Here is a 12,928-nt window from a genome sequence, read left to right on the forward strand (position 1 = left end):
CAGACACCCACACACAGCACAGCAGGAGTAAGGAGCACAATGGCACACGACGACAACAGCGGCGCGGAGCTCGCCGCTGCCGCCTCGTCAGACCACGGCCCCGAGAACAACGTTTCCACGGGCACGGCGGTCGTCGCCAACGATGCAGTCGAGAACCCCGGGTTCCCCCCGCACCGTCAGCGGGTCACGGACCTCAACCCGAAGAAGGAGCGGACCGCCGAGCGGACCGTCTACACCCTCTTCTACCTCTCGATCATCGGCAGCGTCTGGGCCATCGCGGCGTACATGCTGTTCCCGATCGAGCCGGAGAACCTGCTCTCCGTCCGGTTGAACAACCTCTTCATCGGTGTCGGCGTCGCGCTGGCCCTTCTCGGCATCGGCATCGGTGCCGTGCACTGGGCGAAGGCGCTCATGGCCGATCACGAGACGATCGACGAGCGCCACCCCGTGCGCGGCACCGATGAGACCCGCGCGCGCGCCGTCGAGATCTTCGAGACCGCGAACGAGGAGTCCGGCTTCGGCCGTCGCACCCTGATCCGCAACAGCCTGCTCGGCGCGCTCGTGGCGTTCCCGCTCCCCGCCGTCGTGCTCTTCCGCGGCCTTGCGCCCGAGGGCCAGGACCCGGTCGCACTGCTCAACGAGACCGCTTGGGAGGCCGGCACCCGGCTGGCGCGCGACCCCTCCGGTGTGCCCATCAAGGCATCGGACGTGACGCTCGGCTCCGCGTTCCACGTCATCCCCGAGGGCCTCAGCGAGATGGACCACATGCTCGAGGAGAAGGCCAAGGCGATCGTCCTCCTCATGCGGCTCAAGCCGGAGGACCTCAACGAGCGCGAGGACCGCAAGGGCTGGTCGTACGACGGCATCGTCGCCTACTCGAAGGTCTGCACGCACGTCGGATGCCCCGTCGCCCTGTACGAGCAGCAGACGCACCACCTGCTGTGCCCGTGCCACCAGTCACAGTTCGATGTCACCAACCACTGCGCCGTCATCTTCGGACCGGCCGCCCGTCCCCTTCCGCAGCTTCCGATCGCCGTCGACGATGAGGGCTACCTCATCGCGCAGAGCGACTTCCAGGAGGCCGTCGGACCGAGCTTCTGGGAGCGTCATTGAGTACCGCCACAGCATCACAGGCGTCAGCCTCGACCGCGAAGAAGTCGGGTGGCTTCACCGGCAAGGCCGCGAACTACCTCGACGAGCGGACGAGCATCTCCGGTGCGGTCAAGGAGTTCGGCCGTAAGGTCTTCCCCGACCACTGGTCCTTCCTCCTCGGCGAGGTCGCGCTGTTCAGCTTCGTCGTCATCCTCCTGACCGGCTCGTTCCTGACGTTCTTCTTCCAGGCGTCCATGGCCGAGGTGCACTACGACGGGTCGTACGTGCCGCTCAAGGGCGTCGAGATGTCGATCGCCATGGCCTCGACCCTCGACATCTCCTTCGACATCCGCGGCGGGCTCCTCGTGCGCCAGATGCACCACTGGGCGGCCCTGCTGTTCGTCGCGTCGATCGGCCTGCACATGCTGCGGGTGTTCTTCACGGGTGCGTTCCGCAAGCCGCGCGAGCTCAACTGGGTGATCGGCTTCGTCCTGTTCATCCTGGCCATGGCTGAGGGCTTCACCGGGTACTCGCTCCCCGACGACGTGCTCTCCGGAAACGGCCTGCGCATCATCGACGGCATCATCAAGGGCATCCCCCTCGTCGGTACCTGGATCTCGTTCCTGCTCTTCGGCGGCGAGTTCCCCGGGACGGCGATCGTCGGACGCCTCTACACCCTGCACATCCTGTTGCTACCGGCGATCCTCGTCCTGTTCCTCGCCCTGCACCTCGTGTTCGTGATCGTGCACAAGCACACGCAGTACGCCGGGCCGGGCCGCACCGAGAAGAACGTCGTCGGTTTCCCGATCCTCCCGGTGTACGCGGCGAAGGCCGGCGGCTTCTTCTTCATCGTCTTCGGTGTGATCGCGCTCATCGCGTCGTTCTTCACCATCAACCCGATTTGGAACTACGGCCCGTACGACCCCTCCCCCGTGTCAGCCGGTACGCAGCCGGACTGGTACATCGGGTTCGCGGATGGCGCGCTCCGACTCGTACCGCCGCACTGGGAGTTCGTGCTGTTCGACCGGACCTGGTCGTTCAACATCCTCGCCCCGCTGATCATCATCGGCATCTTCATCGTGCTTGTGCTGATCTACCCGTTCATCGAGGCCTGGATCACCGGTGACAAGCGCGAGCACCACATCCTCGATCGTCCCCGCAACGCCCCGACCCGTACGGCCATCGGTGCAGCCGGTGTCACGTTCTACGCGGCCATGTGGGCGGCGGCCAGCTCCGACCTGATCGCGACACACTTCCATCTGACGATGGAGGGCGTGATCCATGCGCTGCAGGCGATGCTGATCCTCGGACCGTTCGTGGCGTACTTCATCACGAAGCGCGTCTGCCTCGCACTGCAGAAGAAGGACCGCGAGATCGCTCTGCACGGCTTCGAGTCGGGCCGCATCGTTCGCCTGCCCGGAGGCGAATTCATCGAGGTGCACGAGCCCCTCGACGAGTACGAGAGGTGGCGCCTGGTCAGCTTCGAGTCGCACGCACCCGTGATCCTCCGGCCCAACGCCGAGGGCAAGATCACGAACAAGGCGCGGCTGCGTTCGGCCCTGTCCCGCTGGTTCTTCGAGGACCGGATCGCGCCGGCCACCAAGAAGGAGCTCGAGAGCGGCCACGACGGCCACTGATCGCCACCGCAGGAGCACCGCTGGGCCCCGACCGTCTGTGAGACGGCCGGGGCCCAGCCGGGTTTGTGGGTGCGAGCACATCGATGTAACTGGAGCGAGCTCCTGTGCCACGGATGCGAGCACGGGGTCGGAGCCGTCTGACGACGAGCGCGAGGCCCTGTCCCTGCGACGACGGTGAACGTGACATCGTGGCGTCCGACCCTGGCGAGCTGCACCAGTGCGAGCCTCCCGACGATGCAGGGTTCCACCGCACGGCGGCTTCATCGTCGCTGCTGACACCGCATCACACCACGGGCACCGTCGCGGTCTCCGTCATGAGGGTGAAAGCCCGCGCGGGCACTCCCCGTCCGAGGCGCGGACGGTCGTGAGCCCTGACGGTCGAGAGCCCGGTCCGTCGGCCGAACGGTCCCTGTCTGCACTCCCGGTGCGAGCCACGCACACCCGTCTGCCGCGAGGAGCCTGGTTCTTGGCGCTCGTCGCTTGGCGCGGCATGCCCGACGCCAGACGTCAGAACGCTGAGCTCACGGCTCCGCGCGTCGACGACGCCAGGAAGAACCCGGCAGATCCCGCCCGGAGAACTCGGGCCGGCACGAGGACGAGGACGAGGACGAGCACGACGAGGACAGGATCACAGACATGGCCACAGGCACGACCACGAGCACGCCCATGACCGCGGGCGCCGCCAGACTCGCTTCGAGAGTTGGGCCCGCCCGGACCGTGATGCATCCCGGCCGGTGTCGCTGCGAAGATGCTCTCGCACCGGGCACCCGGCACCGGGCACCGGGCGCCGGGCTCCGAGATGCCCCCTGCCTGCGGCGCCTGCCGGCAGACGCCGCCGCCGTCTGGGCTCGCGTTGGTCCGTGGTCAACACCGTCGCACCGGTCATACACGCAGGGACCCGCTCGTTTCGAGCGGGTCCCTGCGTGTGGCTCCGGCGATCGGGCGAGGTATCAGCCGATGGGCAGTTGTTTGCTGTAGAACTCGGCCGTCACCTGGTATCCGAGCCGGCGGTAGAATCCACCGAGCCGTGCAGTCCCCATGGTGATCCGACGGATCCCGCGCTGCTGCGCATAGCTTTCGTTGGTTCGAACCAGTGCGGAACCGACACCGCGGCCGCGGGCGGACTCGTCGACCACGAGCTCCTGGATCTGCGCCGTGAGACCGGGTGTGTGCAGGAGCCGCGACACCGTCATCAGGGTGTAGCCGATGACCACCTCGTCCTCCTCGGCGACGTACAGCACGTTGGTCTCGTTCTCACGCCACCGGACGACGTTGTTGAACACCGTCACGAAGTCGTCTAGCTGGGGACCCTGCGGACCGGTGACCAGCTGGGTGCTCAAGCCGAACACGGCCTCCAGATCGCTCTGGAGACCGCGTCGGACCACGATGTCGGCCACGCTCAGCGCCCGAAGTTCCCGCGGTAGTACTCGTAGGTCCAGCCCACAACGGAGACGACCAGGAAGACCACTCCGATGATCGACAGCCAGAAGTTTCCGGCGAGACCGAGGAAGACCACGGCCGCGGACCCACCGAGCATGAGCGGCCACCAGCTCCACGGGCTGAAGTGCCCGATCTCGGGGTCGCCGTCATCGATGTCCGCGGTGAGCGAATCCTCGGGAAGCGTCCCGCCCTGCTTGCGCTGCACCAACTCCAGGTAGAACGCGAGGAACGCCGCGAGGACGGCCGTCAGCGTCAGCGTGACCGTCCCGGCCCACTCCACGCGACCGTACTCCGGGTCGATCAGGTTCCAGACCGTGTAGATCGCACCGACGACCAGGCAGAAGACAGCCAGGACCCAGAGGATCACCGTGTTCGAACGCATTACTTGACCTCTCCGGTTTCCTTGTCGGTGACGGGCGCATCGGGGGCGTCCTTCGCCGGGCCGATCCCGTGTGTCGCCGCGGCGGCCTCCGGGTGGTTCAGATCGAACGCGGGACGCTCAGAACGGATACGCGGGATAGAGGTGAAGTTGTGTCGCGGCGGCGGGCAGCTGGTCGCCCACTCGAGCGACGCGCCGTAACCCCACGGGTCGTCGACGGTCACCTTCGGTGCCTTGCGCGCCGTGATGTACACGTTCAGGAAGAACGGGATCATCGACGCGGCCAGGACCATGGATCCCACCGTGGAGAGCTGGTTCATCCAGGTGAAGCCGTCCTCGGGAGCGTAGGACTCGTAGCGGCGCGGCATGCCCATCACACCGAGCCAGTGCTGGATGAGGAAGGTCATGTGGAAGCCGATGAACAGGATCCAGAAGTGCCAGTATCCCAAGCGCTCGTTGAGCATCTTGCCGGTCCACTTCGGCCACCAGAAGTAGAAGCCGGCGAACATCGCGAACACGACGGTTCCGAAGACCACGTAGTGGAAGTGGGCGACGACGAAGTAGGTGTCGGACACGTGGAAGTCGAGCGGCGGCGACGCCAGGATGACTCCGGTCAGACCGCCGAAGACGAACGTGATGAGGAAGCCGATGGTCCAGAGCATCGGCGTCTCGAACGTCACCGATCCCCGCCACATCGTTCCGATCCAGTTGAAGATCTTCACACCCGTCGGCACGGCGATCAGCATCGTCATCAACGAGAAGAACGGCAACAGCACCGATCCGGTCACGTACATGTGGTGAGCCCACACCGTCACGGACAGCGCCGCGATGGCGATGGTCGCGTAGATCAGGGTCTTGTAACCGAAGATCGGCTTGCGGCTGAACACCGGAAGGATCTCGGAGACGATTCCGAAGAACGGCAGCGCGATGATGTACACCTCGGGGTGGCCGAAGAACCAGAACAGATGCTGCCAGAGGATCGCTCCCCCGTTCTCGGCGTCGTAGATATGCGCGCCGAAGATGCGGTCGGCGCCGAGGCCGAACATCGCCGCCGCGAGGACGGGGAAGGCCATGAGGATGAGCAGCGAGGTGACGAGGGCGTTCCACGTGAAGATCGGCATGCGGAACATCGTCATTCCGGGCGCACGCATAGTGATGATCGTGGTGATGAAGTTCACACCACCGAGGATCGTGCCGAATCCGCTGAGGCCGAGACCGAGGACCCAGAGGTTCCCTCCCATGCCGGGCGAGAACGTCTGACTCGACAGTGGCGCGTAGGCGAACCAGCCGAAGGACGCCGCACCGGACGGCGTCAGGAACCCGCCGATGGCGATCAGCGATCCGAACATGAACAGCCAGTACGCGAAGGCGTTCAGTCGCGGGAACGCCACGTCGGGCGCACCGATCTGCAGCGGAACGAGGATGTTGGCGAAGCCGGCGAACAGCGGCGTCGCGAACATCAGCAGCATGATCGTGCCGTGCATCGTGAACATCTGGTTGTACTGCTCACGCGAGGCCAGCAGGTGCAGGCCGGGCTCGAACAGCTGGGCGCGGATGATGAGGGCCATCACGCCGCCGATGCAGAAGAACGTGAACGAGCCGATCAGGTACATGTACCCGATCGTCTTGTGGTCGGTCGAGGTGATCCAGTTGACGAAGACGTTGCCCTTGCGGGCGACCTTCGATCGGTTGAGCACCGACTTCTGGCCCTCGGGGATATCAGTGATTACAGACATGAACTGAGGTGTCCTTAGCCTTCGTGGCTCTCGCCGGCCGGAGCGGTCACGCCCGGCAGGTTCTGGTTGCGGTTGTAGTCGGAGCCGAAGTCGCCCTTGTTGCCCTCGGCAGCGAGCGACTCGAGGTAGTCCTCGTACTCGCCCTCGGAAACGACCTTGACGTTGAACAGCATGAGGGAGTGGTACTCGCCGCAGAGCTCGGCGCACTTGCCCGCAAACGTCCCCTCCCTGGTCGGGATGAACGACATGTAGTTGGTCTTGCCGGGGATCATGTCCTTCTTGTAGAGGAAGTCGATCACCCAGAACGAGTGCGCCACGTCGCGCGACTCCAGCTGGATCTTGACGGTCTGGTCCACGGGGAGGACGAGTGTCGGCAGGGAGTCCTGGTCGACGGAGCCGTCCTCGGCCGGCTCCGCCTGCTTGCCGGCGTACCAGACGTCGTCGCCGTCGACCGAGTCGTTGTAGACGAAGTCCCACGCCCACTGCTTGCCGTACGCGGTGATGCTGACGTCAGGGTCCTCGTACTGCGTCTCGATCGCCTGCTGGTCCCTGGCGGTGAAGGCGAAGAAGCCGACGACGAGGATGAGCGGCACGACCGTGTAGAAGATCTCGATCGGCATGTTGTAACGCATCTGTGGCGGCAGGCCCGTCTGGCCCTTACGGCGGCGGTACGCGACCATGGCCCAGATCGTCAGCCCCCAGGTGAGGATGCCGACACCGAGCAGGACGACCCAGGCGCCGACCCAGAGCGAGCGCACAGTCTCGGTGTGATTGGTCACCGGCGAGGCGTTCACATCCTCGAAACCGGGGAGGAAGCCACTGAGCTCCGTTTGTGTACAACCGGCCAGGAACACGGTGAGCGTTGCTGCTACCGGGATCGCTGCCCATCGAAGTCGACGATTCGTACGCACCTGGGACCTTTCGAAAACGCTGTTCGTTCCCTAGCAGTCTAGCCGGAAGCGAACACCCCGTCGTGACCACCCGCTAGGCGGGTCGCCGCATTGGGCCCGGGTGCGGCGATCCGAACGTGGGTCCCCACGACGACGGCGGGCCCAGGGGCCATCAGCCCCCGGACCCGCCGCTTCTGCGCGTTCCCTAGTGGAAACTGTCCCCGCACGCACAGCTGCCCTGCGCGTTCGGGTTGTCGATCGTGAAGCCCTGCTTCTGGATGGTATCCTCGAAGTCGATGGAGGCCCCGTCCAGGTACGGGACGCTCATCTTGTCGACGACGACCTCGACCCCGTCGAAGTCGACGGCCACGTCGCCGTCGAGGAAACGCTCGTCGAAGTAGAGCTGGTAGATGAGCCCAGAGCACCCGCCGGGCTGGACGGCGACGCGCAGGCGCAGGTCGTCACGTCCCTCCTGGGTGAGAAGCGAGCGGACCTTGTCCGCGGCTGCGTCGCTCAGGAGCACGCCGTGCGCACGCTCCTCGATCACGGTGTCGGTCATGCTGCCTCCTCTGTCACGGTGCGGATGTCCCGCGCCCCTGTGGATCGATCCTACGCGTCCGCGGCCGACGCGTCAGCACCCCGTGCACGCAACGCGGCCAGGAACAGCGCCTCGGCCGTGACCGACTTGCGGAAACCCTCGACGTGCAACGACTCGTTCGGCGAATGGGCCCTGGAGTTGGGGTCCTCCACACCCGTGACCAGGATCTCCGCCGACGGGAACGTCTGAACCAGGTCGGCGATGAACGGAATCGAACCGCCGATGCCGAGCTCGACGGGCTCGACGCCCCAGGCGCTCGTCATCGCCGTCGTGATGGCGGCGACGGCTGGCCCCGTCGTGTCAACGAGGAAGGGGTCGCCGAGATCGACGTCGGCGAACTCCAGCTGCGCTCCGAACGCGGCGTTCGCCTCGAGGTGCCGTCGGATGTGCGCGTACGCCTCGGCCGCCGGCTGGCCCGGTGCGACGCGTACGCTCACCCTGACCGTCACGGCGGGGAGCAGAGTGTTGGACGCCTGGTCGACGCTCGGCGCATTGATTCCCGTGACGGTGACGCTCGGCTGGAACCACAGGCGCGACGCCACCGATCCCCGACCAATCTCGCTGACGCCCTCCGGAAGACCCGCCTCGTCCCGCAGCCGCTCAGATGCGTAGTCGGGCGTGTCGGCCTCGTGCCGGGTGAGGCCGTCGATCGCCACCGCCCCCTCGGCGTCCCACATCGTGTCGAGGGTGCGGACCGCGGCGAGCATCGCGTCCGGCACCGCGCCGCCGAACATCCCCGAGTGCGAGGCGTGCGCGAGCGTGCGGACGGTGAGGGCGAAGGTCACGTTGCCCCGCAGCGCCACGGTGAGCCCTGGAGTCTGCTCGTCCCAGTTGCCCGAGTCGGCGACGACGATCGCATCTGCCTCGAGGTCGTCCGCGTTCTGCTCGAGGAACGCCGCGAAGGAGCGCGATCCGAACTCCTCCTCCCCCTCGATGAAGAGTCGGATGCCGACGCGCAGATCGTCACCGAACACGCTCACGAGCGACCGGATCGCGCCGATGTGCGCCATGACGCCCGCCTTGTCGTCGGCGGCGCCCCTGCCGTAGATCCGGCCGTCGATCAGCGTCGGCTCGTAGACCTCCGTGTCCCAGTGGTCTCTGTCGCCCGGCGGCTGAACGTCGTGGTGCGCGTACAGCAGCACCGTCGGGTAACCGGGTGCGGCGTCACGGCGGGCGACCACAGCCGGCTGCCCCAGCTCGTCACCGTCCCCGACAGGGGCACGCCTGATGTCGACCATCGAGAAGGCGCCGGTGTCGCGGGCGAGACGGGCCACCGCCTCGGCGCTTCGCTGCACCTCGGCGGGGTCGAAGGCGCTCCATGCGACGCTGGGGATCCGCACGAGGTCGCCGAGGTCGTTCACGATGCGGGGGAACTCGTCCCTGACCGCCGCGCCCAGCACAGAGGAGTCGAACGGTTCGGGGTTCGAAGCTACGTCGTTCATGCGAGTAATCTTAGAAGGACCGCGAAAACGAGGACCACACGTGAGCAGACGAAGCACCGACGACAGCGCCCCCGAGACCGTCCAGCCGGACGGCATCGCCAGCACGGGTCACGAGGCCCAGGGCAAGGGCAAGGCGACGCCCACCCGCAAGGAGAGGGAGGCGGCGAACAGGCGCCCGCTCGTCCCCTCCGACCGCAAGGAGGCGAGCAAGCAGGCGAAGGCCCAGCTCGCCGAGGAGCGCGAGCGTGCGCGGGTCGGTCTCGCGGCGGGTGACGAGCGCTACCTTCCGGCACGGGACAAGGGGCCGCAGAAGAAGTGGATCAGGGACTACGTCGACTCGAGGTTCAACGTCGGCGAGTACCTCATCCCCGTGATGTTCGTCGTGATTCTGGCGACAGTGATCCCCTCCCCCCAGTTCCAGTCGATCGTCATGCTCGTACTGTGGGCGTACTTCCTGCTCTCCGTGCTCGACGCGGTGTTCCTCGGTCGACGCGTCAAGCGGAGGATCGCCCAGGCGGTGGGCGTTGATCGCGTGGAGAAGGGCGTGCGCTGGTACGCGGCGATGCGCGCGTTCCAGCTGCGCCTGCTCCGGCTGCCCAAGCCCCGCGTGAAGCGTTTCAAGCCCATCGAGGACCTCAAGGCCTGATCGGGCCGGCCCGAGAGAACCACACGGCGGGACAGACCACTCGGTCTGTCCCGCCGTATCGTTTGCCCCGCGGAGTCGTGTGACGCGTCAAATCCCCTGCCCCGCGGCGGTGCACCCCGCTGTCGATCGTCCGCCGAGGTCAGGCGCTCCCGGCGGCGGTGCCGGATGCCCGGACGGCGAGCCCCCTGTTGATGCGGCGAGCCCAGAACGGCCCGCGGTACAGGAACGCGGTGTAGCCCTGGACCAGCGTCGCCCCGGCGTCAAGCCGCTCGGCGACGTCCGCCGCGGAGTCGACACCGCCGACCGAGATCACGCAGAGCTCGGCGGGAACGCGAGCCCTGACACGACGGAGGACCTGCAGGGACCGGTCAGCGAGAGGCGCGCCGGACAGCCCCCCGTCGCCCGCCGCCTCGACAACCGACTCGTCCGTCTCGAGTCCCTCGCGGGAGATCGTGGTGTTCGTCGCGATGATGCCGTCGAGTCCGATCCGGACGACGAGCTCGGCGATCCGATCGATCTGCTCGTCGAGCACGTCGGGGGCGATCTTCACCAGCAGCGGCGTGGCCCCGGAGGCCTCGGCGACGGCCCTGAGCAGCGGCTCGAGCCGATCGAGTTCCTGGAGGCCGCGGAGGCCGGGAGTGTTGGGCGAGCTGACGTTCACCACCAGATAGTCCGCGTGGGGCGCAAGCAGCCGCGCACTGGCGACGTAGTCGCCGAGCGCATCCTCGACATCGGTGACCCTGCTCTTGCCGATGTTGACCCCAAGCACGGTCCGCGGACGACGCCGCCTGAGCGCCGCGAGACGGTCGGCGACCGCAGGTGCGCCGTCGTTGTTGAAGCCCATCCGGTTGATGACCGCACGATCGGGCACCAGCCGGAACAGCCGCGGCTTCGGGTTGCCCGGCTGAGCATGGGCGGTGATCGTACCCACCTCGACGTGCCCGAAGCCGAGCGCGGCGAGCCCCTCCACTCCCCTGCCCTCCTTGTCGAAGCCCGCCGCCATGCCGAAGGGCGTCTCGAAGCGCAGACCGAGCGCGTCGACGTGCAGATCTGCGCGGGGCACCGTCAGCCGGCGCACCAGCGAGCCAGCGCCGACGCGCGGAATCGCGCGGATCACGGAGAACGCCAGGTGGTGTGCACGCTCCGGATCGATACGCGTGAGGACGTGGCGGAAGAAGAACTCGTACATGCCAGCGGGATCCTTAGGGGTCAGGCGTCGGACACGGCATCGGACGCGGTGTGCGACGCTCGGAGTGCTCCGATCGCCGCCTCGAAGTCGTCGAGCGAGTCGAATGCCTGGTAGACGCTCGCGAAGCGGAGGTAGGCGACCTCGTCCAGCTCGCGCAGCGGGGTGAGGATCGCAAGACCGATCTCGTTCGCATCGATCTGCGAGGCACCGGTCTGACGGATGCTCTCCTCGACCCGTTGAGCGAGGATGGCCAGGTCCGAGTCCGTGACCGGGCGACCCTGACAGGCCTTTCGCACACCGGCGACGACCTTGTCCCTGCTGAAGAGCTCGCCGACGCCGCTGCGCTTGATGACACTGAGGCTCGCGGTCTCGGTCGTGCTGAACCGCCGCCCGCACTCGGGGCACTGACGCCGTCGTCGGATGGAGAGGCCGTCGTCGCTCGTCCGCGAGTCGATGACGCGGGAGTCGGGATGGCGGCAGAAGGGGCAATGCACGGTGCTACTCCGTTCGCTGTTCTCGTCCGGCTCCGCCGAAACGTTCGGTGACGGCCTCGCCGTGAGCGGGAAGGCCCTCCGCGTCGGCCAGCGCCGTGATGAGCCCCGCGCTGGAGCGCAGGCCGTCGCGCGAGTACTCGATCACCTGCTGGGAGCGGAGGAAGCTCATGGCTCCGAGCCCGGCGGAGAAGCGCGCCTGTCCCCCCGTCGGCAGGACGTGGTTCGATCCAGCCATGTAGTCGCCGAGGCTGACCGGCGAGTAGGCACCGAGGAAGATCGCGCCGGCGTTGGTGATGCGCTCGAGCACCGCCGCATCGTCCCTGGTCTGGATCTCGAGGTGCTCAGGAGCGTAGTGGTTGCTGACCGTCGCCGCGGTGTCGAGGTCGTCGACGAGCACGATCGCGGACTGGGGACCCGACAGGGCGGCAGCGACACGGTCCGCGTGGGCGGTACGGCGCTGACGGGGCGCCAGCTCGGCGCGGACCCGCTCGGCGAACTCGGCCGAGTCGGTGACGAGAACCGACGCGGCGGCCTCGTCGTGCTCGGCCTGGGAGACGAGGTCGGCCGCGACAAAGCCCGCATCGGCGCTGTCGTCGGCGATCACGAGAATCTCCGTGGTCCCCGCCTCGGAGTCGATGCCCACCGTTCCCCTGACCAGGCGCTTGGCGGCCGCGACGAAGATGTTGCCCGGGCCCGTGACGACGTCCACAGGGGCGAGCCCGAGCTCGGGCACGCCGTGGGCGAAGGCGCCGATCGCGCTGGCCCCCCCGATGGCGTACACCTCGTCGACGCCGAGGATCCCCGCGACCGCGAGGATGGTCGGGTGGACGGAGCCGCCGTACTCCGACTGCGCCGGTGACGCCAGAGCGATCGACGAGACGCCGGCCACCTGTGCGGGAACGACGTTCATGACGACGCTCGAGGGGTAGACCGCCTTCCCGCCGGGGACGTAGAGACCGACCCGGCCGACCGGCTGCCAGCGCTGACGCACCACCTGGCCGTCCCCGATCACGGTCGTGCTGGCCGGCGGGACCTGGGCAGCGCTGACCGCGCGGACGCGCTCGACGGCGACGCGCACGGCGTCGGCGACCTCGGGGTCGAGGGACGCGACCGCCTCGGCGATCTCGCTCGTCGGCACCCTGAGGTGCTCGGGGGCGCCGCCGTCGAAACGGGCCGCATGCCGCCGGAGCGCGGTAACGCCCTCCGAGCTGACCTCGTCGATCAACTCGGCCGCCGCGGCGGAGGCGGCGGCGACGTCGAGCTCTGGTCGAGGAAGGGACAACGCGAGCGTGTGGGCCGGCGCGGAACGCAGATCGATGAGATTCATCATGACCGGCCCATCTTATCGTGCCGCGTGCGCGCGACCGGGCCTCGCCCGCGCTGGA

Annotated in this window: 12 protein-coding genes; 3 read left to right on the forward strand and 9 right to left on the reverse strand. The window is 67.5% G+C overall.

Features of this window, described 5'->3' with window-relative positions; all coding sequences use genetic code 11:
- The first annotated feature begins 39 nt into the window (after positions 1-39).
- Both qcrA and qcrB read left to right on the forward strand, forming a co-directional pair.
- Positions 40-1,113 carry a cytochrome bc1 complex Rieske iron-sulfur subunit gene (gene qcrA / locus FM119_RS05730; RefSeq protein WP_087136717.1) on the forward strand — a complete coding sequence of 358 codons (1,074 nt, stop codon included), beginning with the start codon at positions 40-42 and terminating at the stop codon, positions 1,111-1,113.
- A complete protein-coding gene (qcrB, locus tag FM119_RS05735; protein ID WP_087136718.1) occupies positions 1,110-2,729 on the forward strand; it encodes a cytochrome bc1 complex cytochrome b subunit in 1,620 nt (539 codons plus the stop codon). Before qcrA ends, qcrB begins: the two co-directional genes overlap by 4 nt.
- Before the next feature lie 950 nt (positions 2,730-3,679).
- Here the strand turns inward: qcrB and FM119_RS05740 are convergent.
- The 6 genes from FM119_RS05740 to FM119_RS05765 all read right to left on the reverse strand — a co-directional run bounded on the left by FM119_RS05740 (position 3,680) and on the right by FM119_RS05765 (position 9,214).
- Positions 3,680-4,126 (reverse strand): GNAT family N-acetyltransferase, encoded by a 447-nt coding sequence (locus FM119_RS05740; RefSeq protein ID WP_245827305.1) that lies wholly within the window; start codon positions 4,124-4,126, stop codon positions 3,680-3,682.
- Positions 4,127-4,128: 2 nt separating this feature from the next.
- Positions 4,129-4,551, reverse strand: coding sequence for a cytochrome c oxidase subunit 4 (locus tag FM119_RS05745; RefSeq protein WP_087136719.1), 423 nt, complete (start codon positions 4,549-4,551; stop codon positions 4,129-4,131).
- Positions 4,551-6,284, reverse strand: coding sequence for an aa3-type cytochrome oxidase subunit I (gene ctaD / locus FM119_RS05750; RefSeq protein ID WP_087136720.1), 1,734 nt, complete (start codon positions 6,282-6,284; stop codon positions 4,551-4,553). Before ctaD ends, FM119_RS05745 begins: the two co-directional genes overlap by 1 nt.
- Before the next feature lie 14 nt (positions 6,285-6,298).
- Positions 6,299-7,195 (reverse strand): aa3-type cytochrome oxidase subunit II, encoded by an 897-nt coding sequence (ctaC, locus tag FM119_RS05755; protein ID WP_087136721.1) that lies wholly within the window; start codon positions 7,193-7,195, stop codon positions 6,299-6,301.
- A gap of 184 nt (positions 7,196-7,379) precedes the next feature.
- Positions 7,380-7,733 (reverse strand): iron-sulfur cluster insertion protein ErpA, encoded by a 354-nt coding sequence (gene erpA, locus FM119_RS05760; protein WP_087136722.1) that lies wholly within the window; start codon positions 7,731-7,733, stop codon positions 7,380-7,382.
- A gap of 50 nt (positions 7,734-7,783) precedes the next feature.
- Positions 7,784-9,214, reverse strand: a complete 1,431-nt coding sequence (locus tag FM119_RS05765; protein ID WP_087136723.1) for a dipeptidase — start codon at positions 9,212-9,214, stop codon at positions 7,784-7,786.
- Between the two features lie 40 nt (positions 9,215-9,254).
- Here FM119_RS05765 and FM119_RS05770 point away from each other — a divergent pair, with 40 nt between their 5' ends.
- Positions 9,255-9,860 carry a DUF3043 domain-containing protein gene (locus FM119_RS05770; RefSeq protein WP_245827306.1) on the forward strand — a complete coding sequence of 202 codons (606 nt, stop codon included), beginning with the start codon at positions 9,255-9,257 and terminating at the stop codon, positions 9,858-9,860.
- A gap of 139 nt (positions 9,861-9,999) precedes the next feature.
- Here FM119_RS05770 and FM119_RS05775 read toward each other — a convergent pair whose 3' ends face one another.
- Genes FM119_RS05775 through hisD form a run of 3 tightly spaced genes read right to left on the reverse strand, consistent with a single transcriptional unit; the run spans position 10,000 to position 12,873 of the window.
- Entirely contained in the window at positions 10,000-11,049 is a 1,050-nt protein-coding gene (locus FM119_RS05775; protein WP_087136725.1) for a quinone-dependent dihydroorotate dehydrogenase, read from the reverse strand.
- A gap of 20 nt (positions 11,050-11,069) precedes the next feature.
- Positions 11,070-11,543, reverse strand: a complete 474-nt coding sequence (nrdR, locus tag FM119_RS05780; RefSeq protein ID WP_087136726.1) for a transcriptional regulator NrdR — start codon at positions 11,541-11,543, stop codon at positions 11,070-11,072.
- A gap of 4 nt (positions 11,544-11,547) precedes the next feature.
- Positions 11,548-12,873 (reverse strand): histidinol dehydrogenase, encoded by a 1,326-nt coding sequence (gene hisD, locus FM119_RS05785; RefSeq protein ID WP_087136727.1) that lies wholly within the window; start codon positions 12,871-12,873, stop codon positions 11,548-11,550.
- Positions 12,874-12,928 lie beyond the last annotated feature (55 nt).

Source organism: Mycetocola reblochoni REB411 (genome assembly GCF_900163835.1).
GTDB lineage: Bacteria > Actinomycetota > Actinomycetes > Actinomycetales > Microbacteriaceae > Mycetocola_B > Mycetocola_B reblochoni.

What these genes read in the sequence shown, in the direction of transcription:
- ctaD (WP_087136720.1), bottom strand. Translation starts at nt 6,284, where the DNA reads ATGTCTGTAATCACTGATATCCCCGAGGGCCAGAAGTCGGTGCTCAAC.
- qcrA (WP_087136717.1), top strand. Translation starts at nt 40, where the DNA reads ATGGCACACGACGACAACAGCGGCGCGGAGCTCGCCGCTGCCGCCTCG.
- FM119_RS05775 (WP_087136725.1), bottom strand. Translation starts at nt 11,049, where the DNA reads ATGTACGAGTTCTTCTTCCGCCACGTCCTCACGCGTATCGATCCGGAG.
- hisD (WP_087136727.1), bottom strand. Translation starts at nt 12,873, where the DNA reads ATGATGAATCTCATCGATCTGCGTTCCGCGCCGGCCCACACGCTCGCG.
- FM119_RS05745 (WP_087136719.1), bottom strand. Translation starts at nt 4,551, where the DNA reads ATGCGTTCGAACACGGTGATCCTCTGGGTCCTGGCTGTCTTCTGCCTG.
- erpA (WP_087136722.1), bottom strand. Translation starts at nt 7,733, where the DNA reads ATGACCGACACCGTGATCGAGGAGCGTGCGCACGGCGTGCTCCTGAGC.
- FM119_RS05765 (WP_087136723.1), bottom strand. Translation starts at nt 9,214, where the DNA reads ATGAACGACGTAGCTTCGAACCCCGAACCGTTCGACTCCTCTGTGCTG.